This window comes from Methanobacterium sp., from assembly GCA_039666455.1.
In the GTDB taxonomy this organism is placed as follows: Archaea; Methanobacteriota; Methanobacteria; order Methanobacteriales; family Methanobacteriaceae; genus Methanobacterium_D.
The window spans coordinates 35,251-61,786 of the sequence record JAVSLW010000007.1 but is presented as its reverse complement, the minus strand read 5'-3'; the positions used below and the strand labels follow the sequence as shown (position 1 = coordinate 61,786).

The window sequence follows — 26,536 nt, the reverse complement described above, 5'->3', positions numbered from 1 at the left end:
ATAAACATTTTAGAGTTGTTGATGAGAAATACACTTCTAAAACTTGCAGTAATTGTGGATATGTTACAGAAGTTTTGGATTTGAATATTCGCAGATGGATATGCCCCAAATGCAATATAGAACATGATAGGGACATAAACGCTGCACGCAATATGAAAACCTTGAATGACAAACAACGTCATTCAAGGTTTTTTCTAACCGTGGGAACCACGGGGATTGCCTTTGGTAAAACCAACAATCAGTTGGTGGATTAGGAATCCATTGACCTCTCAGGTCATGGTAGTTCAATTTTATAGTTATGTACTACAGACTAATCAAATGCCTAATACTTCCACATCTCCCACATCTACAGGCAGATCAAATGCCTGAAAAACCTTTTTCACTCGTAACATTTCTTCTGCTGTAGGAGGCTTAACATCTGGCAATGCATAAGATTTACCGAGTGCTTCCCATTTTCTAAGCCCCAAACAGTGGTATGGTAGTAGCTCCACCAGTTCCAGATGATTGAAATCTGAAAGAAACGTAGCTAACTGCTGTATATCTTTTTTATCATCCGTAATACCTGGGATCACTACATAACGTAGCCAGAAGCGTTTTTTAATGGAATCTAGAACAGAAATATTCTTTAAAATATCTGTGTTATCCTTACCTGTTAGTTCTATGTGTTTCTGGTTATCGATATGTTTAAGCCCGACGAGGAATAGGTCTACCCATTTGCTCACTGTTTCTATCTCCCTGGGTGATGTGTAGAGGTTAGTGTCAACCACTGTATGAATCTTCAGTCTTTTGCATTCCTTTAATAGGTTTAACATAAACTCGAACTGGAAAAAAGGCTCACCTCCAGATAGCGTGATTCCGCCTCCAGAGCGTGAGCATGTAAAAAATGGCCTGGCTCGTTCAATTCTCTTCATCACTTCTGCAACCGAGTACTCATTATAGGTACCTGGTAGAGACTCTATCATATCTACATTATGACAGAATACACAACGCATTGGACAGCCAGAGAAGAAGATGACATACCTTATCCCTGGCCCGTCCAGAGCACTGAAGCTTTCGAAAGAATGTACTCTGCCTTTTATACTCTTGGAAACAGGTTCAGACACTTTCATGGAATGTCCTCGCGATTACCTCACGCTGTTGTTCTTTAGTGAGTCTGGCAAAGTTCACAGCGTACCCAGATACACGAATGGTCAATTGAGGGTATTTCTCTGGATGTGCCATAGCATCCTCTAAAATACCTTTTTGGAGCACATTCACATTGATGTGATGTGCCTGGTGGTAGAAATACCCGTCCAGAAGCCCTACAAGAATGTCTATTTTATTTTCAGAGTCCCTACCTAACGTGGTAGGAATTATCGTGAAAGTATTGGAGATCCCATCCATGCAATATTCATATGGCAGTTTTGCTACGGAATTCAAGGAAGCAATGATTCCATGGGAATCACGGCCGTGCATTGGATTAGCACCTGGTGCGAATGGCTCGCCTGCTTTTCTACCGTCCGGAGTGCTTCCCGTGTGCTTACCATAGACAATATTGCTGGTAATGGTAAGAATTGAGAGAGTGTGTCTCGCTCCTCTGTAAGTAGGGTGTTTTCTGAGATTTTCAATAAATTCTTTTACTAATTCAACAGCGATCCCATCGACACGGTCATCATCGTTTCCATATTTAGGGAAGTCACCCTCCACTTCATACTCAACAACCAGTCCACTTTCATTGGTCTTAGGTGTTACCCTGGCATAACGAATTGCCGAGAGAGAATCAGCAACTATGGACAAACCTGCCAGCCCAAATGCCATATCCCGTATCAGCTCACTATCGTGCAGTGCCATCTGCAACCGTTCGTAATTGTATTTATCGTGCATATAGTGGATGATATTCATCGTATTGACATAACATTCGGCCAGCCACTCTATATAGAACGATAACCGTTCTCTCACCTCGTCATACTCCAGAACAGGCCCTTTCAATGGTTCTTTCTTAGGGCCCAGTTGTTCACCACTCATCTCGTCCCTTCCACCATTGATACTGAGAAGTAATAATTTTGCGAAGTTGCACCTAGCACCGAAAAACTGCATTTCCTTTCCGGTTTTCATTGCAGAGACACAGCAAGATATACAGTAATCATCTCCAAAGAGAGGTTTCATAAGTCCATCACTCTCGTACTGGATCGAACTGGTCCTGATAGATAGATCAGCAGCATATCGTTTGAAGTTTTCAGGTAGATCAGGTGACCACAGGATGGTTAAGTTGGGTTCGGGGGCAGGTCCCAGATTTTCAAGCGTATGCAATAACCGGTAACTTGTCTGTGTAACCATGTGTCTTCCATCATCTGACATGCCTGCTAAGACAGTGGTTGCCCATACCGGATCACCGGCAAAGAGTTGGTTGTATTCTTCAGTTCGCAGATGCCTGATCATTCGTAGCTTGATGACAAAATCATCTATCAGAGCTTGAGCACCTTCTTCATCGAGCAGACCTGCTGCTATGTCTCGTTCCAAAAAGATATCGAAGAAAGCATCTACTCCAGGTAGGGACATCGCAGCCCCGTCCTGTTCTTTTATCGCGCCCAGATAGCCGAAGTAAGTCCACTGAATAGCCTCCTGCGCGTTCTGTGCGGGTTTCGAGATATCGTATCCATAACTATCTGCCATGACTTTGAGATCTTTTAATGCAAGTATCTGGTCAGCGATCTCCTCGCGGAGACGAATGTTCTCCTCGATCATCGTAAAGGGCATCTTGCTCAAGAACTCCTCCTTGTCTTCTATGAGCCTGTCAACACCATATAATGCAACACGCCGATAATCGCCAATAATCCTACCTCTGCCATAGGCATCAGGAAGCCCTGTGATCAGACCGTGACTTCTTAATTTCCTTATCAATGGTGTGTATACCTGGAATACTGCATCGTTGTGGGTTTTTCGGTATGCAGTAAAGATTTTCTTTACCTCTGGGTTCAGCTTATATCCATACATCTGAGTTGCCTGCTCTACCATACGAATCCCGCCCTGTGGCTTGATACTCCTTTTCAAAGGTGCATCGGTCTGTAACCCAACGATCTTCTCATGTTCCTTGTCAATATAGCCCGGGCCAAAAGAGATTATTGATGATGGGGTATCTGCATCTACATCTAATACCCCTCCTTTCTGCATCTCTTTATGGATCAGGTTCTTTGCTCTGCTCCATACCTTCTCTGTATCTTTTGCAGGACCACTCGTAAGGAAACTCGTATCTCCATCGTAGGGTCTGTAGTTTCTTATGACGAAGTCTCTGACATCGATCTCTTTCTCCCAGTTCCCCTCAACAAACTTCCAGGTGTGTGTCATCTTTTCCACTTCTCATTTATACACTTTAATCTGTGACATATATAATATAATATTAATAATTTGAGATGAAGATGTATATAATCTTTTGTTTTTAGAGACTGTAAAGTATTGAGGAGTTGGAAATATTTTGTTAAGTTTTTTTAAAGGCCAAAAAATTAGTTTAATTCATGCTATTTTCTTTGAAAATCATATACTTAAAATAAAAGAAATGGAATTACATCCATTTTAAGAAAGCTTCTCTAAAATAGTCTCCAAAACACATGTAACAGTGTCTATCTGACCTTTTTCTATTACAAGTGGAGGTAAGAATCTTAAAACAGTATCAGCTGTACAGTTTATAAGAACACCCTGTTCTCTTGCAGTGTTTACAATATCACCACAGTTAATGGTGATTTCCATTCCAAGCATCAAACCGAAACCACGTACATCTTCTACAATTCCATACAGCTTTCTTTGTTCTTCAAGTTTGGATTTAAAGTAGTCTCCCAGTTCTTTGGCTTTCCCTGTAAGGTCTTCATCCAATATAACTTCTATTGAGGCTTTTGCAGCAGCACATGCAAGCGGATTTCCTCCAAAGGTTGCAGCATGGTTTCCTGGCTCAAATGCATCTGCTACTTCTTTTTGAGCAAGAACTGCTCCAATAGGGAATCCTCCACCAAGTGCTTTGGCAACAGTTGTGATATCAGGAGTTACATTAAATAATTGGGATGCAAACATTTCTCCAGTTCGTCCAAATCCAGTTTGTACCTCGTCAAATATTAAAAGAACATCATTTTCATTACAAAGCTTTCTAATCTCTTTTAAGTAGCCTTCTGGAGGTACTATAATTCCTCCTTCTCCTTGAATTGGCTCTACCAATACTGCTGCAGTATTATCAGTTATTTTATCGGATACAGCTTGAGCATCTCCGTAATCTACATGTTTAAATCCTGTTGGAAGTGGTTCAAATCCTTTTTTGTATTTATGTTGACCTGTGGCAGTTATCATGGCCAGTGTTCGGCCGTGAAAGGAGTTTTCCATGGCAATAATTTCGCCTTTGCCAGTATATTTTCGTGCAAGCTTAACTGCACCTTCATTGGCTTCTGCTCCGCTGTTGCAGAAGAAAGATTTATCATGAACTGAGACTTCAGCCAGTAATTTAGCAAGTTCTACCTGTGGCTCTGTGTAATATAAATTAGAGGTATGCATAAGTGTCTTAGCCTGATTACAAATTGCTTCAACCACTTTTGGGTGTGAATGCCCCACATTATTTACTGCAAGCCCTGCAAAACAGTCTATGTAGGTTTTTCCTTTAAAATCTTTAACTAATGCTCCTTTTCCTTCTTTTAAAGCTAATGGCTGCCGTCCGTATGTCTGCATTACATATCTTTTATCTAAATCAATAATTTCACTCGTATTCATTTCAATCACCCTTGTAAATGCTATAATTTATTCTTTTAGATTAATGTGTAAGATCTATCAGTAATTAATTTTGTTGGACGCCCTATTAAAAACATGGGGTAATCAGGTTAAAAGTTAAATGTGATATTAACCAAATTATAGTGATATATTGAATCATCAAATTTTATTTAACTTTTCTGGTGAAAAATATGAAAAAAGCAATAATTGAAACTGATAAAGGAAATATAGAACTGGTATTATTTGATAAAGAAGCGCCAAACACAGTGGCTAACTTTGAAAAACTTGCAAAAGAAGGATTTTATGATGGATTAACTTTCCACAGAGTTATCCCTAATTTCGTGATTCAGGGAGGATGTCCAAGAGGTAACGGTACAGGCGGGCCAGGATACACCATAAAATGTGAAATAAACCCACATAAACACGGGACTGGAGCGCTTTCAATGGCCCATGCTGGTAAAGACACTGGGGGAAGCCAGTTTTTCATAACACATTCACCACAGCCCCACCTTGACGGAGTACACACTGTCTTTGGTAAAGTTGTTAAAGGAATGGATGTTGTAAACAGGATCCAGGCTAATGATGTGATGAACAAGGTCACAGTTTTTGATGAATAAATTCATCAAATTTTTTGGAGTTTAAAACAGGTTGAAACTTCATATTACTTTTTTATGTTAACTTATTCCTTAAAATTTTAACTGGGGTTTGCAAACCTGATGTTTATTTAGTATTTTAACCCATTACAAAATGTTTATTAGTGACCAACTTCAAATATTAGTTAAAGTTTTAGTTATTGGGTGAAAACAGTTTTGAATCTGGAAAGAAAGTGGAGGATACTTTTATCTCTTGCCATTGGAACTATAATGGTACCTATAAATGCCAGTATAGTTAATATTTCGCTTCCAACTATTACAGTTTTCTTTTCTACAAATATTACAGTCTCAGAATGGGTAATAACTGCATATCTAATCAATTTATTGGGATTTGTTTTATTCTTTGGTCGGCTGGGTGATTCTTACGGTCATGAAAGAATTTATATGGCCGGGCTTTTGAGTTTCATGGCCACATCATTTTTATGCAGTTTAGCCACATCAATAGAGCTATTAATTCTTTTTAGAGCACTACAGGGAATAGCAGCTGCTTTAATGATATCTGTTTCCATGGGTATTGTTAAGGAAGCATTTCCACATAAACAAACTGGAAAAGCGCTTGGAATATATGCTGTTGCAATAGCCGCAGGATTAGCCATAGGTCCAATGATAGGCGGGATATTACAGAGCCTGTTTAACTGGCAAACCATCTTTCTGGTTAATGTACCAATTGGAATTATAAGTTTTTTAATGTGTTATAAAATCCTGGAAAGAGGTGAAACCAAAAAAGTTAAATGGGATATTTCAGGTACCTTATTGCAGTATATATGTCTTTTTTCCACAGTATATTTATTAAACAGTATTCAAAGTTTAAAAATAGACATCCTAACCATGGTAATCGCCGCTGTTGCAATAACAACGTTTATTTTATTTTTATGGAATGAAAAAAATGTTGAACATCCTCTTCTGGATATAGAAATGTTTAAAAATAGATCTTTTTCTGCGTTCAGCCTCAGCCTATTTCTTAATTACATCAGCATGTACATGATCCTTTTTATAATGCCTTTCTACCTTCAAAAAGTTTTAAAATTTGATCCAGCAATGATTGGGGTAATTTTAACCATAAATCCTGCAATTATGATGATTTTAGCCCCAGTAAGTGGAATTCTTTCAGACAGATTTGGATCCAGACTCCTGGCTATTATTGGGGCATTAATAAGCGCTGCAGCATTTTATTCCATGACCTATTTAACCATATTTTCTGGAGTATTTGATGTGCTCTGGAGACTTGCTTTACTGGGAATGGGTGCAGCAATCTTCCAGGCGCCTAATAATCGGGCAATAATGAATATTATACCAGATAAAAATCAAGGAGTAGCATCGAGCATCATTGTGACTATGAGAAATCTGGGAATGGTTTTTGGAGTATGTATTGCAGGTATATTATTATCCAGTACTATAAATCCTGCTCTTTTAGAGCAAAATGTGCTTTATAATTTGAATGCTTATAATTTTACCATAGGAATGCGCCTGGTTGTTCTTTTAGGTGCTGTTTTAAGTATTCTTATTTTTATTCTCTCTCCGGTTGGTATTTACCGCAAAAAAATTGCAGAAACCAGAGAAATGATTGAGGAATCAGACATAATTCCCGCACCACAGGATATAATTGAGGAGTCGAAGGAGATCATTGATGACTCAGAATTATTAAAATATTCTAAAGATCTTATTAAAGAATCAGAGCTTGTAAGATATTCAAAAGAAATAATTGAATCTTCAGAATCACTCCAAAAACGTAAAGAAGTTCTTAAAAAGCACTACAAAGAAATTGGTTTATTGAGTTTCAAAAACAAAAATAAATGAATGAGCAGTTAAAGATATTCATGAAGAATAAATGCATAGAAATCAGCTATTTTCTCTGCTATTTTCAGGTGTTCATTATTGTAATCTTCTTCAGGGTTTCCAAGAACAATCTGGCCTAATATTTTTTCTTTATAAATAACAGGAACTGAAAGGAACTGCTCTACAGATACATGGCCTGGCGGCATGCCGTGAGCTGCAGGGTGAGAGGCAATGTTTTGAACATAGAATGATTTTCCTGTATCCAGAGAGTATCCGAGAAGTCCGCCGTAGCTACCGTCCTTTTGGACCTTGAAACGTGCTTCTCCCATTTTTTCATATTTTTCACATTCTCCAGTCATGTGCGTGAATGATATTCCAACACTGTCTTTGTTTTCAGGATCAACATATGCTACATAACAAAATTCACTTTTTGTAAGTTTTCTTGCTTCTGTATGCACCATATCTGAAATTTCTTTAAGTGAATAACTATTTGATATATTTACAATCTGGTTAATAAAAGTTTCATCTTCATGGGCTGAATCTAACTTAATAAATTCTTTAAGCATGGTTTTAAAACCAATGGTTCCAGATAAATCATTAAAGTGTGTTTTCATGAGTATTCACTTTGTTTTTAGTATTAGTTAACTAATCTGGAAATAAATGGGCATCATTTACTCCTATAATTTTCATTATTTTTCCTGCAGTAAATTCTAAAGGTATTTCCAGATCATCATGGGTTTTAATATACCTGCAATTGTCTTTATGGAAGGTCTTAGAAACTTCTATAATATTAAAAGGAATGTAACCTGCTAATTTAGCTTTTGAAAACCAGTAGGCAGATACCGGACATATTTGGGGCCATAAAATCAGATCACCCTCTTTAACAGATTCTGGATTTTCTTTAACTACCAGAAGATCTCCTTTTTTAGCAAAAGGTTTCATATCCTCTTTTAATTTTAATAAAAGAGTTTTATGATATTTAAGGTTTCTTGAATGCTTTTTTATAACTTTTGATAGATATCTGGAAGTTATAGCTTCTAAATTATCCCTGGAATCATTTTTTGAAAGTAAATGTTCATGAATTCCTCTTTCAAAAGCACCTGTAAGCCTTATCCATGCGTCAATATCTCTGCATGAGGTTGATTTACTTGTAGAACGCATAGGACATTTCCAGCAGTGTTCTTCATTTAAAATTTCCTGAATTTTCCTGTAATGATCCCTTGAGACCCTGCTGAATTCTTCTAAAGCTTCAAATAGTTTACTCATAAAAACCACTTCAATAATTAAAAATCAATATCCAGTATCTCTTTTATGTTCCCTACAACAATATCTGCAGCATCATAAACCTTTTTGGGATTATTTTCTTTTTGCTGCTCTGTTAAAACACCAATATCTGCTTCTTTCAGTGCAAATATGTCATTTACACTGTTTCCAACCATCATAACCTTATAATTTCGTTTTAATCCTTTAACTATTTCCATTTTTTTCCATGAATCAGCAGTGTCAAATACATTTTCTTTTGGTATTCCAGTATACTCTGCTAACTTTTGTAGAGATCCTTTTCTATCTCCTGAAGCAATAAAAATATCAATACCCCGATTTTGGAGTTCTTTAATTACATCTCGCACTTCTGGAAATACCTTTCCTCCTGAAGATACTGTAAACTCAATTTTTTGCATATTAAGCGCCACAATAATTCCAGATCCACTACATAGCTCCACATTATAATTTTTAGCCTTTACTGCATTAATGGTGTCCTGAATGTCTTTTACAAGGGACACGTCATTTTTGATAGCGTCCATAATTTCTTCTTTTTTAATTTCAGTTGCAGCGTAACTTATGGAAATATCTATTTTATTTCTATTAATAAATTCAAATATGGTCTGGTTTGGATTTGCATTGATTATGCATTTTCCAGGGTCTGTCTGCAGGACTACAAGCGCTCTTTCAATTCCATTATCAACAAGGTCCAGAGAACTTACATCATCGCATAATAAGCCTGTCTGGACATCTTTTAAAACACGGTATCTTTCTATGAGTGTCCCTGAATTATCGAATACAGCTGCTTTCATATTATTAACTTTCATGGTCCCCTTTTAGTATTTGTAAAATATCTTTTTAATACATTACTCTTTCACTCATGTTCCAGGTTGTGCAAATTTATATGAATTAAGTTCAAAATTAATGAATATGAAAGATGGGTTTAGTTTAGTTTCAAAGTTATGTATTCTGATGAAGAAAGGACTATGGAAGTTTTTGGACGTATAAAAAAAATTCTATGAGTTTCGAGTTTCATTTATAAACTGAATTTTAGCTAAAAACATGATGGAGATAATTAAATGGATAAAATTATTAAAAAGTTGAAGGATAAGGATGTTGAAGTAAGAAAAAATGCCGCAGAAGAAATTGGCAGGTCCAGAAATTCTAAGGGAATTGAACATTTAATTAAGGCATTCAATGATGAAAATCCGGAGGTAAGGTTTCAAGCTGCTAAATCCCTTGGATTAATAGGTAAACCTGCAGTAAAACCCCTTATCAGCGCCCTAAAAAGTGATGAAAATGGAAATACAAAAAAATATGCAACTCTTGCACTTAAAGATATTGGAGATCCAGGCGTGGTGGACACCCTGATTGAAGTTTTAAATGATGAAAATTTTGCAGTCCGAAAATTCGCTGCAAAAGCACTTGGAGAAATAGGAGATGTAAAAGCTGTGGCTCCCCTGATTAAAACTTTAACAGACGAAGATTGGGGAGTAAAAATGGCAGCACTAAAAGCTCTTGGAGATTTAGGTGATGAAAGAGCAATGGATCCTATTAAAAAAGCTAGAAGAGCTGCAACAGGCGATAAAGATTTTAAAAAAGTAGCAAATAAAGCTTTAAAGAAACTCAGCAAATAGATTACACCAATAACATGAAAAATAACTCTATTTTCTTATTTTATTAATTAAGTTACCTACAACGCTTCTTTTTTCTAAATCCCTTATAATTTTGTCTTTTTCCTGGACAACATCCCACAAAAGTTCGTGACTTTTCTTTAACCTATCGTATTTATCACTGGCTAATTCAATTTCATGAAGCTTAATTTTTAAAGATTCTTTTTCCAAAGCCCTTAAATTTTCTAATCTTTTTAATTCCCTTTCAAGCTCTCTTATTTTATCATTAAGCGCTTTTATTTCAGTTTTGTATTCATTTGCAGTATTTTTAAGCTTTAATTGAAATTCTTTATTTAAATTCTTCTTCAGATCATCTATACTATTATTTTCATTGATCTGTTCTTTTAAATCTATTAGTTGCAGTTCTTTATTTTTAAGAGATTGTTTGAGCTTTTCATGACTTAAATCCATGACCTTTGATTTTTGTAACTCATGTTCAAACTCTTCTTTACATAATATGACTATATCATCTACTTCTTGAAATTTAGTACCTTCAATCTGGTCCCTTTTAACAGGGATCATATATCTTCTGCTAACCTGTTGTTTACCGTCTTTAGATTTTTGTCTGGATTTTCTCTCATATTTTTTGAGCTTGCAGTGTAAAACAGAGATATTATCATTCATTATCTATGGATATAACAACTTCTGGTATAAATGTTTTGAGCATTTTTCATTAAATTTTATCCTCTAATTTAAAAATGAAATTATAAAAATATTTAGCAAAAAAAATACAGATTATTACTATGAAAACCAGTGCACAATCTGAAAAAATCCCTATTTACTCGGTTAAATTAAAAAAAATTGAGTTAAAGGAAAAAATTGTAAAAACAGATGATGAGTGGAGAGAGATTCTTACCCCTCAGCAATTTAATGTAGCAAGGAAACAGGGTACAGAACCTGCTTTTACTGGAAAATATCACGATTGCCATGAAGATGGGGTTTATAAATGCGTTTGCTGTGATATAGATCTCTTTGATTCAAAAACCAAGTTTGAATCAGGTACTGGCTGGCCAAGCTTCTTTAAACCAGTTGCAGAAGAAAATATTAAAACTAAAACCGATACAAGTCATTTTATGGTTAGAACTGAGGTTTTATGTTCCCTGTGCGATGCACATTTAGGCCATGTTTTTGATGATGGCCCACCACCGACTGGTAAAAGATACTGCATGAATTCCGCTGCATTAAAGTTTGTTAAAAGAGGAGATTTGTAGGATCTTATCAAACGAATATTATTTTTCAATTATGCAATACATGTCATCTCTTCTATTTTTTAGTAATGGCAGCTCATTTCTTACCTTTTTTAGTTTATTCAGGTCAATATCTGCATAAATAATTCCTTCCTTTTCGTCTGCTCTTGCTATTACATCACCCCATGGTCCTGTAATCATTGAGTGGCCGTAAGAAACATATGAAAGTTCTTTATTTCTTGCAGGTGATGCTGCAGCTATAAAAACCTGGTTATCAACTGCTCTACCACGTATCAATAATTCCCAGTGCGCAGGGCCTGTGGTCATATTAAAAGCTCCAGGTATAATAAATAGTTGTGTCCCTTTAAGTGCCATAATCCTTAATAATTCTGGAAATCTTATATCATAACAGATTGCAACTCCAATTCTTGTAAACTGTGTATCAAAAACACCTATCTGATTTCCGGCGCTTAAAGTATCTGATTCTTTAAATTTAATTTCAGGAGTATCTATATCAAAAAGGTGCATTTTTCTGTATTTACCTATTAAATCCCCATAATTATTAAAAATAAAACAGGAATTGTAAATTTTATCATTATCTAATTCTGGAATGGAACCGGCAACAATTAAAACATTGTTATCCTTTGAAGCTTTAGATATTGCTTTAAGAGTTATACTTTCCTCTTTAATTTCAGCATATTCTTTAAATTTAGTGTTATCGTAGGGACAGTTGAACATTTCTGGTAAAATAACTATATCTGCACTGTTTTTTGCTGATGTTTTAATCATTTTCAGCGCCTGATTAACGTTAGATTTTTTATCATCAACTACCTTCAACTGACAAACAGCTACTTTAAAATAGTTTTTCATTGATATACGCCCCAAATTTTTCCCTTTGAAATATTTTTGGTATTTCATTAATTAATACATATTACATGTTCTTTAAAATTAGGCTTTGTAGAAAGATGAGTTAACAAAAAGTGATCCCATGAATGATTTAGGTAAGTGGAAACAGAGAATTTCTTTCATTAAAGAGTGTTATCATGCAGGCCATTGGGTAGGCCCTTCTGGAGTACCAAGTGTAATTTATTCCTGTAAAAATGTCTTAGAATTGATAATAAAAGGTTAAAAAGGATTAAAATACAAAAATAATACCGATTACTATTTATTTTTCAAGTATTTATAATATTAAGATCTTCTTAAATAATTAATATGGTTGAAATGCTATGAAAAAATCTCTAAAAGTTCTTTTAGCTGGCTATAACGGCGCCAATAATACAGGTTCTGAAGCAAGATTACTTTCAATAATAGATGATATAAGGTCTATTTTAGGTCTGAAAGTTAAAATTACTGTTCCCACACTAAATGAAGTTAATTTAAGGCGTTATCTTAAGGAAGATGAGTATTTAAAGATTGCTCCTATTCATCCAATATTCTTTTTTGATATCAGAAGACTGGTTAAAGAACACGATGTTCTTTTATTAGTTGAGGGAAGCTGCTATATGGACACATGGACTTCAGCACTTTTATGGGCCTTTTTATGGGCCACCAGGTGTGCAAAAAATTTTAAAAAGCCAAGCATTGCTTATGCAGTAGATGCTGGTCATTTATCTCCTTTTAACAGGCGTTTAGTTAAACGGGAAGCAAGTAAAACTGATCTGATTTTAACAAGAACAAAATTAGCAGCAGAAGAACTTAAAAAAATTGGGGTAAAGGCTCCTATTGACGTAACAGCTGACTGTGCATTTACATTTAAGCCCCTAAAGGAGGATGCTAATATTTTAAGAGAAACATGGCATCCGTCTAATTTGGGGGTAGCAGGTCTGGCACCCATAGATTTCTATTTATGGCCTGTTGTAATGCGTCCGTGGGGCAAAAAGGAGAATCAATATAAATGGCCTTATTATTTCTCCCGCTCCCAAAAAAGAATTCAGGAAACTGAAAGACTGGCCAGTAGATGGGCGAAAGTTGCAGATAGAATAGTTGAAAAGCATGGAAAAAGGATAGCACTAATTTGCATGGAGGAACTGGATGAGCCCATAGCTATAAGTGTAAAGAATAAAATGAAAGACCCTGAAATGGCGAAAATATTCTCGTCCCGGGAATTTAATGCATCACAGATGACAAATATCCTTAGAAGTCTTGATTTACTTGTAACTTCTCGTTATCATGGTGGAGTTTTATCTCTTGAAGCTAAAGTTCCCCAAATAGCTATAGGGCATGATACACGTCTTAGAGGCTTTTACATGGAACTTGGAATAGAAGATTATTTATTAGATTACATGGCACCTGAAATCTGGCATAAATTAGAAAAAAAGGTTGATAAACTGCTTGAAAATCCTGAAATACAGCAGGAAAAATTAAAAAATGGATTTATCCACCATTTGAGCCGTGCCAGTAAAAACCCTGAAATACTTAGGAACTTCCTCCAAAAAAGGGGATGGAAAGTGAGAACATGAGCAGATCTATATTATTAACAGGTGCTAATGGCTTTTTAGGGACACAAATTGCTTTACGTATTATTAAACATTATGATCATGAAATCATCGCTTTAGTAAGGGGTAAAAATAAAGAAGATGCTGTAAATAGGTTATATAGGGCATGGTGGGAGTTTCCAGAACTTTTAGAGGAAATAGGTAATCGAATTCATGTAGTTAATGGTGATATATCAAAAAATGGACTTGGAATGGAAAAAAATGAATATGAAAAGCTTGTTCTGACGGTTACTCATGTAATTCACACTGCTGCAGATTGGAGTCTTAAATCTTCTTTAGAAAAATTACAAAAAATCAATGTACAGGGAACTCAAAATGTGCTAAAATTAGCCCAATTAGCTCATAAAGACCATGGGTTGGAACGATTCTCTCATGTATCAACTGCTTATGTTGCTGGAGGAAAAATGGGCATTATTTTTGAGGATTCTCTAACTTCAGAATATGGATTTTTAAGTGATTATGAAAAAACCAAATTTGAAAGCGAAGCCCGAGTAAGAAAATCATCATTTGACATATCTATTTTTCGTCCGAGCATGATTGTAGGGGATTCTTCCACAGGATATATTAAAACGTTTAATACGTTATATGTACCACTTCGGCTCTATTTAAACGGAAAATTACCTTTAATTCCGGTCTCCAGCTCAATGAAAATTAATTTAGTGCCTGTAAATTACGTTGCAGATGCAGTCATAAATCTGACTTTTGATAAGCGAGCAGTGAATAAGACTTTTCATCTGACAGCACCAAATGAATCTCTTCCAACGATAGAAGAACTTCTTAAATTTGTTAAAGCATGGAGCAACGAAAATATTGATGTTAAACTTAACGATCCTATCTACATGCCGTTAAATGCTTCATTTATTCAAAAAGTCGTATCTATGGGTCATTTATTTGGAAAAGGGACCGCTAAATTGCTTGAAACCATGGATACTCTTTCCCCTTATTTCAATGAAAATAGAGAATATCAAAGGGATAATGCAGATGAATTATTAGGGCCTTATAAATATAAATGGCAGGATTTAATGCCTAAAATCCTTGAATTTGCAGTTTATTATGGGTTTTTCCACCGATCTGACCGTACAGTTCATGAGCAGGTTTTATTCAGACTAAAAGGCAGAAACAAGTCTGTTAATTATTATGATATAAGAAAAGGCGAAGTTAAGCATCGACAATCAACTGAAATTTATCAGGACATGCTTGCTGCTACAAAATCACTTAAAAGCATGGGAATTGGCAAGGGAGATAGAGTAGCGATTGTTGGATTTAACAGCACCCGTTATCTCACTGTTGATGTTGCAGCTGGTTTATCCGGTTGTGTAAGCGTACCACTTTATTATACAAGCCCCTTAAACGAAATTAAAGAAATACTGGATAAAAGCGAAGTAAGTGTTCTTTTTGCCGGCACTGAAGGACTTTTAAAAGAATTAGAAAAGCTTAAATTAGATATTTCAGTTATTTCATTCTGTAGTGGAGATATTAACCTGCATTCTAATATTATATCCTGGAATGAATTCCTTAAAATGGGAAAAAATGAAAAAAACATAACTAATGCACCATTAAATTTTAATGATATCGCCACCATCCGTTATACTTCTGGAACTACTGGAAAACCTCGAGGGGCTGTGTTTACGCATGGAAATCTTCGGTGGATGGCGGAATTTATTGCTTCAATGCCCCCATGGAAAGATCGAATTAGTGAAGTATCTTATCTTTCATTCCTTCCAATGAATCATGTAGTGGAGGGAATTATGGGAATTTATTCACCTTATTATGCACCGGCATCATTAAATCTTTATTTTTTAGAAGATTTCTATGATCTTGCAAAGGCTCTCCGGAAAGTAAGGCCTAAAATATTTTTTTCAGTTCCCCGTTTCTATGAAAAAGTGTGGTGCAGTGTGAAGGAATCAAAAATGGGTAAAATATACTCTACCTCCAGCGGGATTTTAAAGAAGATTTTAGGAAAGTTGATTAAAAGACAAATTCTAAAAAAAACAGGTCTTGACAGATGCGCCCAACTGATTGTTGGTTCTGCTCCAGTAAGCGATGATTTGCTTCAATCCTACCATGAAATGAATATTGAAGTCTATAATGCCTATGGATTAACAGAAGCACCGCTTGTAACTATTAACAGGATTGGAAGAAACAGAATAGGAACAGTGGGTGAGCCTCTTCCATCTACTGACATTAGTATAGATGTAGATGGTGAAATACTGGTAAAGGGACCACAGGTGACTTTAGGCTATTTTAAAAAAAGTTCAAGTTCTCTTTTTAAAGACGGATGGCTTTGCACTGGTGATTTGGGCCATATGACACCTGAAGGAAGTCTTGTAATTACTGGCCGTAAAAAGGAAGTTTTGGTAAATTCCTATGGAAAAACCATCAGTCCCTTAAAAATTGAAGGAATGCTTAAAAACATTCCTGGAATTGATGAAGCAATGGTAATTGGCGATGGAAAACCTTACTGTAGTGTGCTTATATGGTCAGATGAACCGGATAAGTTAAATAATCTCCAGGGTTATATTAAAGAAATAAATAAACGACTTTCTCGCCCAGAAGAGATTAAAAAGTGGGTTATTTTGGATAATGATCTTTCAATAGGTGTTGAACTAACTGCAAATCTTAAACTTAAACGAAAAGCGATTATTAAGCGTTTTGAAGATGTTGTTGATTTCATTTATGGATCTGGAACTAAGCCTGAATATGTACGGTATTATGGCCATATTGAGGTGCATTCATGAACATTCCACTAAAAATCGCTTCGTTATGGCTTCCGGATTTTATTTTAAAAAAAGAACTGGATAATGTGGCTATAAAGACAATCAACGGGCTAAATGATGTTTTAAAGCAGCATGCGCCTGAAAAAATAATTGATAAAAAAGATGAGGTTCTAAAAGGTAGTTTAGAAGAAAGAAGAACCATAATGACTAAGGCACATAATAGACGAGTTAAAGCATTAATTGAAGAATTAGGATATGAAAACGCTATTAAATTTGGAAGAAAGGCTATGTTTAAGGTTGGTTATCAATTAGGACGAGATGCTCGCCTGAAACTTGGAGTTGGCGATGATTTTAAGGATCTTGAACTTGCAGCAAGGGTACTTTACAAAATACTTGGAATAGAATTTAAAATAGAAAATAAAGGCGGAAATATAATTATGGTTGTAAATAGATGTGCTTTATCTAAATATTACACTCGGGAAGCTTGCATGGTTTTAAGCGCTGCAGATGAAGGCGTGGTCAGCGGCTTAAATGAAAACGTGGATATGCAGTTTAAAGAGAGAATTACTGAAGGCGCATCTGAATGTATAGCCCGTATAAATGAGGTAAAAAAATGAGATCAATAGTTGTAGGCACTGGAGCTGGAGGAGCAACGGCTGCACGTGAATTAGCAGCTAATGGATTTGAGGTCATAATACTGGAAGCAGGAGGAGAATTTAAACCATTAAGAGGGCTTTTAAAATTAGCTGAGCCTTTAAGGAAAACCGGTCTTTTAAGTGAGAAAATAATCACTCCCCTTTTCCCACATTATGCTGTAACTCGCTCAGCAAATGATCTTGCACTGTTCAGGGGCATGACCACAGGCGGTTCTACAGTACTCTCTTGTGGTAATATGGTACGTGCTGAACATGGATTAAAGGAAATAGGGCTTGATCTTACACCTGAATTTGAAGAAATTGAAAGAAATATAGGTATAACTGAATTTCCAAAGAAAAGATGGCGGCCAGTAACCAGAAGCATGTTTGAAGCTGCGGAGAAACTTGGCCTGAAACCTAAAGTGACTCCAAAAGCAGTAGACAGCGTTAAATGCATTTCCTGCGGATTATGTGAGCTGGGATGTACCACTGGTGCAAGGTGGGATTCTCGAAGATTTTTAGATGATGCAATTAAAAAAGGTGCATTATTGCAAACATCTTCACCGGTTGAAAAAGTTATAATCGAAAATGGTCAGGTTAAAGGAGTTGTTGTTAAATCAAGAACCGTAAAAGCAGATATTGTAGTTTTAGCTGCAGGTGGAATTGGCACAGCACAAATATTAAAAGCTTCAGGACTACCTGCCAGGGATAATTTATGGGCAGACATTGTCCTTACATTAGGCGGCGTCTTAAATGGGGCCGATCAGATTAAAGAACCACCTATGGTGTGGTATACAAAACATGAGGATTATATTCTCTCTCCTTATCTTGATATTCTCTCTCACTTATTCCATAAACCATGGAAAAATGTCTCTATAAATGATAGAGTTGGAATGATGGTTAAACTTGCAGATATTGAAGAGGGGGCAGTTTTTGCTGATGGAAAAGTGCAAAAAACCGTTAAGAGAGAGGATCATATTCGTCTTGATGAGGCGGTTGGTGAAGCTAAAAAAATTCTGGAATCTGCAGGTGTTTCAGGTCCATATATTAAAGGAATGCATCATGGAGGACATTTAGGAGGTACAGTCCCTCTAAAAGTAGATGATGTGGATTCAATGAAGCCTTCATGGCTACCTGAAGGATTATGGGTTGCAGATCTCTCATTAGCACCTCGTTCACAGGGTTTACCTACAATACTGCTTACTGCAGCGCTTGCACTTAAAGTAGCAAGAAAAATAACAGAATATATCGGGCCAAAGGAAAATTAGTTCTAATTTAAACTCATTTTTTGTTCTTTTAACCATATGGCATAAATTATTTGCATAATAAGAACTATAAATATGTGTATGAAAGAAATTTACACAGAAATCGAAATTAATGCTTCTGCAAGCATAGTTTGGGATATTATCACTGATTTTGATAATTTTCCAAAGTGGAATCCATTTATTAAAGAAATATCTGGAAACCAGCAGGAAGGATCACAAATCGAAGTTTTTATTAAGCCTCCAAACTCAAATGGGATGAAATTTAAGCCTAAAATAATTAAATTTCAACCAGAACAAGAGTTAAGATGGTTAGGGAAATTATGGATTCCAAAGCTTTTCGATGGAGAACATGGCTTAATTATTAAAAAAATAAATGATAATAAAGTATTGTTTATTCAAAAAGAAAGATTTAGTGGGTTATTAGTCCCGATTCTTTCAAGTATGTTAAAAGATACAGAATCTGGTTTTGAACTGATGAATCAGGCTTTAAAAGAGGAAGCTGAGAAGAAATAGATAGTATACAGGATATTTTCTTTAAAATTAAAGTTATTATTTAGCTACACTGTTAATTAAAAGATTGTAGCCCATTTATCTAAGTTTTGAGAAGATTTAAATAATTCTTTTTACTAATATTTAAATAATTTAAATAAACTTTGTTAAATTAAGAAGGGTCAAAATGTCAGTAAATCAAAATGAGGCTAATCTGGAAGCTATAACCATTACTATCGCTCATTTAGAGAAAAATGGTAAATGCGATGAAAAAGTAGTGAAAAAACTTAAAGATGAAAGAGATAGGCTTTTAAGAGAATTGAATGTTTACAGTCTTTAAATTATTCGCAAAAAGGTGATAAATATGAAAAAATCCATTGGTGCAAAAACAATTGTATATCCAACTCCTGTTTTTATAATTGGGACGTATGATAAGGATGGAAAACCAAACGCAATGAATGTAGCGTGGGGAGGAATATCCTGTTCCGTTCCACCGTGTGTTTCAATTTCTCTAAGGGAAGCGACTTATAGTCATGGAAATATCAAGAATAAAGAGGCATTTACAGTAAATATCCCTTCAGAAAAATACATTAAAGAAGCAGACTACTTTGGAATGGCATCTGGAGAGAATGAAGATAAATTTGATGTTACCGGTTTAACGCCTGTAAAAAGTGAAAAAGTAGATGCTCCATATATTGAAGAATTTCCAATAGTCTTAGAATGTAAATTGGTACATACTGCAGAATTAGGGTTACATACTCATTTTACTGGGGAAATTGTGGATGTAAAAGTTGATGAAAGTGTATTAGATAATGGAGATCCAGATATAGAACAGATTAAACCGTTTTTATACGATCCTTCATTTAGGGCGTATTATGGTATAGGAAAGCGTCTGGGAAATGCATTTTCAATTGGAAGAGAATTAATGAAATGAGTTACCATTTTAAATTCAAACGGATCTAATGGTAACTTTTAAAAAAACACCTGATTTTTTAGAATTTACTGATTTAGAAGAACATCTTTCCAATTTGGTGGGATTTAAAGTGGAAATTGTGACTCCCCGTGGCTTAAAAGAGAAAATAAAGCCAGTCATAATGAAAGATATGGAATTTATAGGTGCAAAATCAAAATAATCTTTATTTTTATTTGAGGCAAGTACTTCCCGAACTTAAAACCCAAATAAAAGAAATAAAAAAGATTTAGTGACTGAAACTTTAAATAGAAGGAATTTATGAAGATCTTTCTTTAATTTTTTCCAGTTTAGCTTTTTCTTTTCTCCATATACGTAAAAATGAGTCTTCATCTTTTGTAGGAGTTATATCTAATCCTAATTTTCTATGTTCTTCGATCCATTCAGTGTTAAATATAGGAAGGTCTACTTTTATAGGTTCATTTGTGGGATTAACTACAATCATGTTTCTGTAAGGGAAATTAACTTCAACAATATATCCGCCGAGACTTACAATGTGTTGAGGTCTTACTACGAATTTCATGTTCATCCTGTCCTTTGATGTGAATTAATTTTGTTTTTATCAAGTTAAGGGTTATAAAAAAGCTGCAACCAGTGCAAGCACTCCTAATATTGATGTTGCAGCTACTACTGGGTAGAACTGCCTGAATGTGAATACCGGGGAGAATGTGCTCATCACCGCCATTGCTATGGGGAATATTACTGCAACAGCAACTGTCACCATTATTCCAGGGCTAAATATGTTTGGTGGAATTCCAAGGAACATGGTTGTAAACAGGCTTGCAAGCACAAATATCAGCAATCCTCGAGTGATATAGGTGTATGCTCTGTATTTTGACATGTACTCCAGTAGGGGTCCTTCTATAACATCTGCTCTGGTTTTCATTATGGCAAAGGGGTATTCGTTTAAAAATATCATGAAACCAATGAAGTAGACAACTGCACCAATGGCCCCGGCAACAGTAAAGAGCACTGGGCCGTGCAACTGTTGATATACCACTATATCTCCTATGAATAAGCTTTGAGACATAACTACAGGTACAAATAGTGCAATGTAAAGTGGGAAAGACCCGAAAGCTATAAGGCGGAATGCACGGAGGCTACTTAGCTCTTCAATAAAAGATCTTGTGGTATTAACATGTTTAGCACCTTTTACAAGGTCTGGAAATGGCATACTCACTGATAATACTGATTTTGAAAGCGAACCCATGAACATGTACATTATTTCTTCAACTTTAAGCAGCCCTATAACTGCTATAATACTTGCTAAAGCCCCTAAAAAGTATAATTGAGGTATTATTGCCAGTAATATGAATACTACTATAATTAAACTGATAAGTGGAAGTGCGTTATACAATCTGGGCATCGGAGAGTTGGGTGTTAAAGTCTGTTTAAAGAAGAACTTGATGGGGGCCATGAATCCGGGACTTGAAACTGGGGGTCCAACCCTTTGCTGAATCCTTGCATGAACGAATTTCCTTTCAATACCTGGAAGCCAGATACTGACTGCAAATGCTATAATCAATGTTCCAATTACTGCCACAACCGAACTTATAATCATTGTTGTATCCATTCTGACACTTCCTAAGATTTATTATAATTTCTATCACTATAAAAATAAATCAGTTTTTTAAGCTGATTAAATTCTGTTCTTATTTTTCTTAAGCGGATGATCCACTATTTGAACCGCACGGTCAGTGCATGTAAAGCAGGGATCACATTGAACAATTGCTAATTGTGCATCGGTTATATGAGTTCCGATACATGCAAACTCCATTGTGTTAACATTTGTTATTGAGGGTGTCCGGACAATAGAACTTCTTACTCTCCCATCCTCTATACTGTAAGAGTGATAGAGCTCACCTCTTGGCACTTCTATGTAACTTCTTATAATGCCTGTATCCTGCATTTCCCAGCTTCTATTGGTTATTTTCCCATCTGGAAGGTCTTTAACAGCCTGTCTAATTATTTTTACAGCCTCTGGAATTTCAAAAATACGCATCAAAAGGTTTGCCTTAACATCTCCAGTATCCTGGGTAATCACATCAAATTCAAAAGGTTCATATTGTTCCATATCTCGCCTTAAATCAACTTCAATACCTGTTGCTCTAAGTGTGGGGCCGGTTGTAGCTAATCTTCTGGCATCTTTCCTCGTAATTGCTGCAACTCCAGATATACGGGACATAACCATCGGATCTCTCATGAATCTATCAGCAAATTCTGCAATTTTCTCTTCAATGTAATCCATGCCCTCGTTGATCTTTTTTATTCTCATTTCATTTAGATCACAGCGCGGTCTTACACCGCCTATGATGGAAGCACCATACTGAACACGGTTACCTCCTATCATTCTTAGAAGTTCCATTGCAGTTTCTCTTATATAAAAAAGCCTCATTGCAAAAGTTTCATGCCCCAATACTTCACTACCATGAGCTAAATAAAGCATATGGCTGTGTAATCTTTCCAGTTCTTCCATGATGATTCTTATATATTCTGCACGTGGAGGGACATCAATTTCAAGCCCTTTTTCTGCAACAAGACATGAGTTCCAGAGGTGGCTGTTGGAACAGATTCCACATATTTTCTCAGTGAGGCTGTTTGCCTTTTCAACAGGTAATCCTTCCATTATTCTTTCTATTCCTCTGTGATTGACACCTACTGTTACTTCAGCATCTCTTATAATTTCATCCTCAACAAATAATCGCACTCTGTATGGTTCAATTGCAGCAGAGTGAACTATTCCTATGGGAACTTCTGTCTCGATCATTTTGTCTGTGATTTTGTTATTGTTATCCATAATGACACTCCTTGCAAAAATAGTTCTGGTAATTTAATCTGCATCTAATAATAGGGGTAAAGCTCTGACCAAACCTGAAATAACATCTTCAGGCCTTACTGCACAGCCAGGGACTTTAGCGTCTACAGGTATAATTTTATCAACCGGTCCTGCAATCTCTTCAGATGGTATATCTCCGTTAATGTTTTTATAAACTCCACCCATTGTTGCACAGGCACCTGCAGCAACAACAGCTTTAGGTTCGGGTATTGCTTCATAAATTGCTTTTAAAGGTGCTTCTGTATGCCGGGTAACAGGCCCGGTTACAAGTAGAACATCAGCTTCCCTTGGATTCCATGTTAAAAAGACTTTATACTGTTCTGCGTCGTATTTAGGTGAGAATATACAGTTTACTATTTCAATATCACATCCGTTGCATCCTCCAGTGTATACAAGCATAACGTGTACTGCTCTTCCTCTTGAATATGATTTTAAACCCAAATTCATCCCTCTTGATTAGTTAATTACCTTTGTTTTCTCTTTTTCTGATTATTGCATTGTCAGAAAGGTATTGAGATATAAATGCTATTTTATCGTCAGATATCTTAACTGGCTTTTTAAGCAGTTCTTTTATATTTTCTTCAACAGCTCCCACATCATTTGGATGTATGGTGCCTGCTTCTCCAAATAAAGCGTAAAGCGGGCAAAAATCATGGCAATAATAACAATTTACGCATTTTAAACTGTCTAAAACAGGTATTTCTTCTTTAATAAGTCCTTCTATTAATTCAACGGGTTCTTCAAGTTTTACCATTTCTATTGCGCTTGTTGGGCACACATTTTTACATCCAGCACAACCTATGCACGGTATTTTAGCAACCTTATCTGTAGGTGCAATACTGCCTTCCAGGATTTTATTTCGAAGTTCCATGTCTGTTACTCTATCTGATGCGAAAAGAATTCTCATTATGTTGCTATATGTTCCCTCCAGGATAATTCTGACTATATTTTTCATTGTAATACCTCAAATTCCCTTTCAAATAATATGGCCCTTGCAGGACACACATTATTACACGCACCGCAGTATATACACTTTGAATCGTCTACAATAATCCTGCCGTTTTCATCTTCAAAAATTGCTTCTTCTGGACATGTTTTAACACATAGTTTGCAGTTCATACATAATTTATTTTCAATAAATACGAATCCGTCTTTGATGGCTTTTTTGTGCATTGTGGTTTTGGGAATTGCATCCACCGGGCAGTGGGTTGCGCATTTTTCGCATAAAATGCATTTTTCAAGATCTACATCAATACTTCCTCTTTTAAGGGTTATTGCACCTTTTGGACATAATTCTGCACATATTCCGCAGGATATACAGTCATCAGTTACGGTTCCATCCCAGGTGACGTTTTTAAAGCTTCTTGCTTTATTTACATCGCATGCTCTGACACATCTTCCACATGAAACACAGAATCCCTTTATTCTGCATACATGGTCCTCTGATAACCTGAGTGTCCCTACAGGACATACATCCAGGCATTCCATGGTATCACATTCATCGCAAAGCGAAGGATCGTAACGTATTTTTCCATTTACCCTTTTTAATGCACCGCTTTTACATGCATCAGCACATAAACCACAGTTCAGGCAGGATATGATACTTCCTTTTACTTCTCCTTTGTTTTCTGCTTTTTTAATTTTTATTTTAAAATCGTCAATGTAAATTGCATTATTTGGACATTCCCTGACGCATTTAAGACATAATGTGCATTTTTCAGGGTTAATGCTTGTATCTTGTATGGCATCAGCAGGGCAGACATCTTCGCAAACTCTGCACTCTGTACATATACCGGGTTTAATATCAACTTCTATGGCATCTGTTGGGCAGTAATATTCACATCGTCCACACAGGGTACATTTTTCGGTATTTGTAAGCACATTAGTTCGAATTGCTTTTGTATCTTCCTTTTTAACTCTTATTTGGGGCGGAGTTGTGAGATTTAATGATTCAAGGAATTTTAATTGCCTGTATTCAATTATATCATGAACATCTGCTCTGGCGCCTGCAGGGCATTTATCTGCGCATATCCCGCACATGGAACAGATTCCTTTTACCATGTCGCCTTCAATAGTAATGCTGTTTATGGGGCATGTTAATTCACAAACTCCACATGCATTACATTTTGCTCTATCAATAACAAAGCCTCCGTATTTGTTTTTAAATATGGCTCTGTTGGGGCATGCTTCAGCACAAGCACCGCAGGTAATACAGCTAAATGGTTTGCCCTCAATCATTCTTATTGCACCTGTTGGGCATTCTTTTATGCATTCTCCAATGCCTTTGCATTTTTTAGTTGATAAAAACATGATTTTGCCCTCTGATATTATTTGCTTACTTTTAGTGTACTCACTATATTTTGCTGTAACTCCAAATCAATTTTTTTGAGATTTTATTACATCCTCCGAAAACAAAGCATGCAAAAAACTTCGTTTTTTGCTGCGCCAAACCAAAGATTTGACAGCATGCAAACACTTTGCGCTTGGAGGCTCTGTTTAATTGTTACAATTTAATTAGCAGCTTTTTTTACCTTCCAAGCGTTAATTTCCCAATTATTATTCCTATAATGGCAGATACAAATCCTGATGCAAATGGACCGTCCTTATAGTAAGGGAAAGGCCCTAAGAAGTATGCTACTATAATTGCTGCAATCACCACGATAGCATAAACCACTCTATCAAACTTCAATTTACTTTCTGGAACTGTTTTAATCCTGGTTCCTAATATAAACCCTAATAAGAATCCCATTACCAGGGGACCAGCATAGAAAATCATTGTTCATTCTCCCCATGAACTTTATCACTCCCTAAAAAAGCTATTACAACAGCACTCAGACCCACTAAAACTTTTATAGCAACTACAAAGTTAAGGTAGGGGATTATACCTGCATTTATTGGGTCGGGGTAGTTAAATACTGTTTGAATTGCCAAAGGGACTATACCATAGAGATCCACTCCCAGGTTGTACAGATAAAAGCCTGAAAAGAACAGACCTGCAAGTCCTAAAATTACAAATCCTAAAGCTCCTGCACTTTCCATTGAGGCCATGAAATTATGTGTAAGTTTAAAAGGACTTTTTAAAAGCCCGTATACAATGATACAGAATATTAATCCTCCTGCTATCATCGCACCTCCTTGAAAACCTCCTCCCGGAGTTATATGTCCTCCAAGGATGGTGTTTATTCCTAAACAGATTATTATGAGTGAAATTGGAAACACGAATAATTTAAGGATTATACTCATTCATCATCTCCTCCAAGATCTACCCTTCCTCTTCCAAACGCCAGAAGAGTTACAACCACTGCAGTTACAAGTATGAGTGCTTCCCCAAGGGTATCATAACCTCTCCAGTCAAATATAACATTTGTAACAGCATTAGGAGCAATTTGAGGGCCTATCCAGTTATAAATTTGATTTATACCAGGTATAAGTAGCTGGTCAAACCCAATTATTGTTTGAAACAGTGTAACTGCAAAAAAGGCCAGAGAAATACTGGCGATAAGGTTTCGTATTCCTTCAGACATTTAAACCTCCCCAGTAGAACAGTGTTGTGATAATTCCAAGTGCCAGGACCACGTAGAAAATCATGCGGTTTAGAGAATCATTCTGTTCAGTTTTTAATTTTGGCATTATTGGCATGGCAGAAACTATTATTGCCATTACCAGAAGTACTGCAATGACCATTAAAGCATTACTATAATATCTTAACATTATAACTGCAACTAAAATGGATGATAAAAGCGTTATTTCTGCTGCCAATGTTGATGAAGCTGCAATGCTGGTTACAGGTCCATCTTCTGCATCTTTTCCTTGAATTTGTTTTATTTTACTTATTATAATGTCATAAAGGCTCATATA

Annotated in this window: 32 protein-coding genes; 14 read left to right on the top strand and 18 right to left on the bottom strand. The window is 35.9% G+C overall.

Annotated elements, in window-relative coordinates:
* Nucleotides 1-254: zinc ribbon domain-containing protein (locus tag PQ963_01840; protein MEN4028413.1), on the top strand; the 254-nt coding region annotated here is incomplete at its 5' end.
* Nucleotides 255-314: 60 nt separating this feature from the next.
* On the opposite strand, the gene pflA is transcribed toward PQ963_01840, so the two are convergent.
* The 3 genes from pflA to PQ963_01825 form a co-directional block, all read right to left on the bottom strand.
* A complete protein-coding gene (gene pflA / locus PQ963_01835) occupies nt 315-1,109 on the bottom strand; it encodes a pyruvate formate-lyase-activating protein (protein ID MEN4028412.1) in 795 nt (264 codons plus the stop codon).
* A complete protein-coding gene (gene pflB, locus PQ963_01830) occupies nt 1,096-3,324 on the bottom strand; it encodes a formate C-acetyltransferase (protein MEN4028411.1) in 2,229 nt (742 codons plus the stop codon). The genes pflA and pflB overlap by 14 nt, the downstream gene beginning before the upstream one ends.
* A 225-nt stretch (nt 3,325-3,549) precedes the next feature.
* Nucleotides 3,550-4,725: an acetylornithine transaminase gene (locus PQ963_01825; protein MEN4028410.1), complete on the bottom strand. Its 1,176-nt coding sequence runs from the start codon at nt 4,723-4,725 to the stop codon at nt 3,550-3,552.
* A gap of 188 nt (nt 4,726-4,913) precedes the next feature.
* Between PQ963_01825 and PQ963_01820 the strand changes: the two genes are divergently transcribed.
* Nucleotides 4,914-5,339 (top strand): peptidylprolyl isomerase, encoded by a 426-nt coding sequence (locus PQ963_01820; GenBank protein ID MEN4028409.1) that lies wholly within the window; start codon nt 4,914-4,916, stop codon nt 5,337-5,339.
* Nucleotides 5,340-5,531: 192 nt separating this feature from the next.
* The gene (locus PQ963_01815) at nt 5,532-7,172 is read left to right on the top strand and encodes an MFS transporter (GenBank protein ID MEN4028408.1); all 1,641 of its coding nucleotides are present in this window, start codon (nt 5,532-5,534) and stop codon (nt 7,170-7,172) included.
* An 8-nt stretch (nt 7,173-7,180) separates the two neighbouring features.
* On the opposite strand, the gene PQ963_01810 is transcribed toward PQ963_01815, so the two are convergent.
* From PQ963_01810 to PQ963_01800, 3 genes are read right to left on the bottom strand one after another with little or no spacing between them, the layout of a single operon-like run.
* Nucleotides 7,181-7,765 carry a GAF domain-containing protein gene (locus PQ963_01810; GenBank protein ID MEN4028407.1) on the bottom strand — a complete coding sequence of 195 codons (585 nt, stop codon included), beginning with the start codon at nt 7,763-7,765 and terminating at the stop codon, nt 7,181-7,183.
* A gap of 31 nt (nt 7,766-7,796) precedes the next feature.
* Entirely contained in the window at nt 7,797-8,417 is a 621-nt protein-coding gene (locus tag PQ963_01805; protein ID MEN4028406.1) for a hypothetical protein, read from the bottom strand.
* 17 nt (nt 8,418-8,434) lie between these two features.
* Entirely contained in the window at nt 8,435-9,238 is an 804-nt protein-coding gene (locus PQ963_01800) for an HAD family hydrolase (GenBank protein ID MEN4028405.1), read from the bottom strand.
* 252 nt (nt 9,239-9,490) lie between these two features.
* Between PQ963_01800 and PQ963_01795 the strand changes: the two genes are divergently transcribed.
* Nucleotides 9,491-10,048, top strand: a complete 558-nt coding sequence (locus tag PQ963_01795) for a HEAT repeat domain-containing protein (GenBank protein ID MEN4028404.1) — start codon at nt 9,491-9,493, stop codon at nt 10,046-10,048.
* 27 nt (nt 10,049-10,075) lie between these two features.
* On the opposite strand, the gene PQ963_01790 is transcribed toward PQ963_01795, so the two are convergent.
* Nucleotides 10,076-10,708, bottom strand: coding sequence for a hypothetical protein (locus PQ963_01790; GenBank protein MEN4028403.1), 633 nt, complete (start codon nt 10,706-10,708; stop codon nt 10,076-10,078).
* A gap of 119 nt (nt 10,709-10,827) precedes the next feature.
* Between PQ963_01790 and msrB the strand changes: the two genes are divergently transcribed.
* Nucleotides 10,828-11,295: a peptide-methionine (R)-S-oxide reductase MsrB gene (msrB, locus tag PQ963_01785; GenBank protein ID MEN4028402.1), complete on the top strand. Its 468-nt coding sequence runs from the start codon at nt 10,828-10,830 to the stop codon at nt 11,293-11,295.
* Between the two features lie 18 nt (nt 11,296-11,313).
* Here the strand turns inward: msrB and PQ963_01780 are convergent, their stop codons facing one another.
* Entirely contained in the window at nt 11,314-12,141 is an 828-nt protein-coding gene (locus PQ963_01780; protein ID MEN4028401.1) for a carbon-nitrogen hydrolase family protein, read from the bottom strand.
* 118 nt (nt 12,142-12,259) lie between these two features.
* On the opposite strand from PQ963_01780, the gene PQ963_01775 reads away from it, so the two are divergent.
* The 9 genes from PQ963_01775 to PQ963_01735 all read left to right on the top strand — a co-directional run bounded on the left by PQ963_01775 (nt 12,260) and on the right by PQ963_01735 (nt 20,005).
* On the top strand, nt 12,260-12,400 hold the full coding sequence (locus tag PQ963_01775; protein MEN4028400.1) for a hypothetical protein: 141 nt from the start codon (nt 12,260-12,262) through the stop codon (nt 12,398-12,400).
* Between the two features lie 97 nt (nt 12,401-12,497).
* Nucleotides 12,498-13,730 carry a polysaccharide pyruvyl transferase family protein gene (locus PQ963_01770; protein ID MEN4028399.1) on the top strand — a complete coding sequence of 411 codons (1,233 nt, stop codon included), beginning with the start codon at nt 12,498-12,500 and terminating at the stop codon, nt 13,728-13,730.
* The gene (locus tag PQ963_01765) at nt 13,727-16,504 is read left to right on the top strand and encodes an AMP-binding protein (GenBank protein ID MEN4028398.1); all 2,778 of its coding nucleotides are present in this window, start codon (nt 13,727-13,729) and stop codon (nt 16,502-16,504) included. Before PQ963_01770 ends, PQ963_01765 begins: the two co-directional genes overlap by 4 nt.
* Nucleotides 16,501-17,100 (top strand): L-2-amino-thiazoline-4-carboxylic acid hydrolase, encoded by a 600-nt coding sequence (locus PQ963_01760; protein MEN4028397.1) that lies wholly within the window; start codon nt 16,501-16,503, stop codon nt 17,098-17,100. Before PQ963_01765 ends, PQ963_01760 begins: the two co-directional genes overlap by 4 nt.
* Nucleotides 17,097-18,386 (top strand): FAD-dependent oxidoreductase, encoded by a 1,290-nt coding sequence (locus PQ963_01755; protein MEN4028396.1) that lies wholly within the window; start codon nt 17,097-17,099, stop codon nt 18,384-18,386. The genes PQ963_01760 and PQ963_01755 overlap by 4 nt, the downstream gene beginning before the upstream one ends.
* Before the next feature lie 78 nt (nt 18,387-18,464).
* Nucleotides 18,465-18,896: an SRPBCC domain-containing protein gene (locus tag PQ963_01750; protein MEN4028395.1), complete on the top strand. Its 432-nt coding sequence runs from the start codon at nt 18,465-18,467 to the stop codon at nt 18,894-18,896.
* A 163-nt stretch (nt 18,897-19,059) separates the two neighbouring features.
* Nucleotides 19,060-19,212: a hypothetical protein gene (locus PQ963_01745; GenBank protein MEN4028394.1), complete on the top strand. Its 153-nt coding sequence runs from the start codon at nt 19,060-19,062 to the stop codon at nt 19,210-19,212.
* A 24-nt stretch (nt 19,213-19,236) separates the two neighbouring features.
* Nucleotides 19,237-19,806 carry a flavin reductase family protein gene (locus PQ963_01740; protein MEN4028393.1) on the top strand — a complete coding sequence of 190 codons (570 nt, stop codon included), beginning with the start codon at nt 19,237-19,239 and terminating at the stop codon, nt 19,804-19,806.
* Between the two features lie 28 nt (nt 19,807-19,834).
* Nucleotides 19,835-20,005 carry a hypothetical protein gene (locus PQ963_01735; GenBank protein ID MEN4028392.1) on the top strand — a complete coding sequence of 57 codons (171 nt, stop codon included), beginning with the start codon at nt 19,835-19,837 and terminating at the stop codon, nt 20,003-20,005.
* A gap of 96 nt (nt 20,006-20,101) precedes the next feature.
* Here the strand turns inward: PQ963_01735 and ehbP are convergent, their stop codons facing one another.
* The 10 genes from ehbP to PQ963_01685 form a co-directional block, all read right to left on the bottom strand.
* On the bottom strand, nt 20,102-20,365 hold the full coding sequence (ehbP, locus tag PQ963_01730; protein MEN4028391.1) for an energy-converting hydrogenase B subunit EhbP: 264 nt from the start codon (nt 20,363-20,365) through the stop codon (nt 20,102-20,104).
* A 51-nt stretch (nt 20,366-20,416) separates the two neighbouring features.
* Complete coding sequence (locus PQ963_01725) at nt 20,417-21,415, bottom strand: NADH-quinone oxidoreductase subunit H (protein MEN4028390.1); 999 nt, start codon at nt 21,413-21,415, stop codon at nt 20,417-20,419.
* Nucleotides 21,416-21,481: 66 nt separating this feature from the next.
* Nucleotides 21,482-22,639: a nickel-dependent hydrogenase large subunit gene (locus PQ963_01720; GenBank protein ID MEN4028389.1), complete on the bottom strand. Its 1,158-nt coding sequence runs from the start codon at nt 22,637-22,639 to the stop codon at nt 21,482-21,484.
* A gap of 33 nt (nt 22,640-22,672) precedes the next feature.
* Nucleotides 22,673-23,119 carry an NADH-quinone oxidoreductase subunit B family protein gene (locus PQ963_01715; GenBank protein ID MEN4028388.1) on the bottom strand — a complete coding sequence of 149 codons (447 nt, stop codon included), beginning with the start codon at nt 23,117-23,119 and terminating at the stop codon, nt 22,673-22,675.
* A gap of 19 nt (nt 23,120-23,138) precedes the next feature.
* The gene (locus tag PQ963_01710; protein MEN4028387.1) at nt 23,139-23,633 is read right to left on the bottom strand and encodes a 4Fe-4S dicluster domain-containing protein; all 495 of its coding nucleotides are present in this window, start codon (nt 23,631-23,633) and stop codon (nt 23,139-23,141) included.
* Nucleotides 23,630-24,988: a 4Fe-4S binding protein gene (locus PQ963_01705; GenBank protein ID MEN4028386.1), complete on the bottom strand. Its 1,359-nt coding sequence runs from the start codon at nt 24,986-24,988 to the stop codon at nt 23,630-23,632. Before PQ963_01705 ends, PQ963_01710 begins: the two co-directional genes overlap by 4 nt.
* A 217-nt stretch (nt 24,989-25,205) precedes the next feature.
* Nucleotides 25,206-25,454 carry an energy-converting hydrogenase B subunit J gene (locus PQ963_01700; protein ID MEN4028385.1) on the bottom strand — a complete coding sequence of 83 codons (249 nt, stop codon included), beginning with the start codon at nt 25,452-25,454 and terminating at the stop codon, nt 25,206-25,208.
* Nucleotides 25,451-25,921 (bottom strand): MnhB domain-containing protein, encoded by a 471-nt coding sequence (locus PQ963_01695; GenBank protein ID MEN4028384.1) that lies wholly within the window; start codon nt 25,919-25,921, stop codon nt 25,451-25,453. Before PQ963_01695 ends, PQ963_01700 begins: the two co-directional genes overlap by 4 nt.
* A complete protein-coding gene (locus PQ963_01690; GenBank protein ID MEN4028383.1) occupies nt 25,918-26,202 on the bottom strand; it encodes an EhbH in 285 nt (94 codons plus the stop codon). Before PQ963_01690 ends, PQ963_01695 begins: the two co-directional genes overlap by 4 nt.
* On the bottom strand, nt 26,195-26,533 hold the full coding sequence (locus PQ963_01685) for an energy-converting hydrogenase B subunit G, EhbG (GenBank protein MEN4028382.1): 339 nt from the start codon (nt 26,531-26,533) through the stop codon (nt 26,195-26,197). The genes PQ963_01690 and PQ963_01685 overlap by 8 nt, the downstream gene beginning before the upstream one ends.
* Between the last annotated feature and the right edge of the window lie 3 nt (nt 26,534-26,536).

Excerpts from the sequence above, each read along its gene's own strand:
- pflA (MEN4028412.1), bottom strand. The coding sequence starts at position 1,109 with ATGAAAGTGTCTGAACCTGTTTCCAAGAGTATAAAAGGCAGAGTACAT.
- pflB (MEN4028411.1), bottom strand. The coding sequence starts at position 3,324 with ATGACACACACCTGGAAGTTTGTTGAGGGGAACTGGGAGAAAGAGATC.
- PQ963_01825 (MEN4028410.1), bottom strand. The coding sequence starts at position 4,725 with ATGAATACGAGTGAAATTATTGATTTAGATAAAAGATATGTAATGCAG.
- PQ963_01820 (MEN4028409.1), top strand. The coding sequence starts at position 4,914 with ATGAAAAAAGCAATAATTGAAACTGATAAAGGAAATATAGAACTGGTA.
- PQ963_01810 (MEN4028407.1), bottom strand. The coding sequence starts at position 7,765 with ATGAAAACACACTTTAATGATTTATCTGGAACCATTGGTTTTAAAACC.
- PQ963_01805 (MEN4028406.1), bottom strand. The coding sequence starts at position 8,417 with ATGAGTAAACTATTTGAAGCTTTAGAAGAATTCAGCAGGGTCTCAAGG.
- PQ963_01800 (MEN4028405.1), bottom strand. The coding sequence starts at position 9,238 with ATGAAAGTTAATAATATGAAAGCAGCTGTATTCGATAATTCAGGGACA.
- PQ963_01795 (MEN4028404.1), top strand. The coding sequence starts at position 9,491 with ATGGATAAAATTATTAAAAAGTTGAAGGATAAGGATGTTGAAGTAAGA.
- PQ963_01790 (MEN4028403.1), bottom strand. The coding sequence starts at position 10,708 with ATGAATGATAATATCTCTGTTTTACACTGCAAGCTCAAAAAATATGAG.
- msrB (MEN4028402.1), top strand. The coding sequence starts at position 10,828 with ATGAAAACCAGTGCACAATCTGAAAAAATCCCTATTTACTCGGTTAAA.
- PQ963_01780 (MEN4028401.1), bottom strand. The coding sequence starts at position 12,141 with ATGAAAAACTATTTTAAAGTAGCTGTTTGTCAGTTGAAGGTAGTTGAT.
- PQ963_01775 (MEN4028400.1), top strand. The coding sequence starts at position 12,260 with ATGAATGATTTAGGTAAGTGGAAACAGAGAATTTCTTTCATTAAAGAG.
- PQ963_01770 (MEN4028399.1), top strand. The coding sequence starts at position 12,498 with ATGAAAAAATCTCTAAAAGTTCTTTTAGCTGGCTATAACGGCGCCAAT.
- PQ963_01765 (MEN4028398.1), top strand. The coding sequence starts at position 13,727 with ATGAGCAGATCTATATTATTAACAGGTGCTAATGGCTTTTTAGGGACA.
- PQ963_01760 (MEN4028397.1), top strand. The coding sequence starts at position 16,501 with ATGAACATTCCACTAAAAATCGCTTCGTTATGGCTTCCGGATTTTATT.
- PQ963_01755 (MEN4028396.1), top strand. The coding sequence starts at position 17,097 with ATGAGATCAATAGTTGTAGGCACTGGAGCTGGAGGAGCAACGGCTGCA.
- PQ963_01750 (MEN4028395.1), top strand. The coding sequence starts at position 18,465 with ATGAAAGAAATTTACACAGAAATCGAAATTAATGCTTCTGCAAGCATA.
- PQ963_01745 (MEN4028394.1), top strand. The coding sequence starts at position 19,060 with ATGTCAGTAAATCAAAATGAGGCTAATCTGGAAGCTATAACCATTACT.
- PQ963_01740 (MEN4028393.1), top strand. The coding sequence starts at position 19,237 with ATGAAAAAATCCATTGGTGCAAAAACAATTGTATATCCAACTCCTGTT.
- PQ963_01735 (MEN4028392.1), top strand. The coding sequence starts at position 19,835 with ATGGTAACTTTTAAAAAAACACCTGATTTTTTAGAATTTACTGATTTA.
- ehbP (MEN4028391.1), bottom strand. The coding sequence starts at position 20,365 with ATGAAATTCGTAGTAAGACCTCAACACATTGTAAGTCTCGGCGGATAT.
- PQ963_01725 (MEN4028390.1), bottom strand. The coding sequence starts at position 21,415 with ATGGATACAACAATGATTATAAGTTCGGTTGTGGCAGTAATTGGAACA.
- PQ963_01720 (MEN4028389.1), bottom strand. The coding sequence starts at position 22,639 with ATGGATAACAATAACAAAATCACAGACAAAATGATCGAGACAGAAGTT.
- PQ963_01710 (MEN4028387.1), bottom strand. The coding sequence starts at position 23,633 with ATGAAAAATATAGTCAGAATTATCCTGGAGGGAACATATAGCAACATA.
- PQ963_01705 (MEN4028386.1), bottom strand. The coding sequence starts at position 24,988 with ATGTTTTTATCAACTAAAAAATGCAAAGGCATTGGAGAATGCATAAAA.
- PQ963_01700 (MEN4028385.1), bottom strand. The coding sequence starts at position 25,454 with ATGATTTTCTATGCTGGTCCCCTGGTAATGGGATTCTTATTAGGGTTT.
- PQ963_01695 (MEN4028384.1), bottom strand. The coding sequence starts at position 25,921 with ATGAGTATAATCCTTAAATTATTCGTGTTTCCAATTTCACTCATAATA.
- PQ963_01690 (MEN4028383.1), bottom strand. The coding sequence starts at position 26,202 with ATGTCTGAAGGAATACGAAACCTTATCGCCAGTATTTCTCTGGCCTTT.
- PQ963_01685 (MEN4028382.1), bottom strand. The coding sequence starts at position 26,533 with ATGAGCCTTTATGACATTATAATAAGTAAAATAAAACAAATTCAAGGA.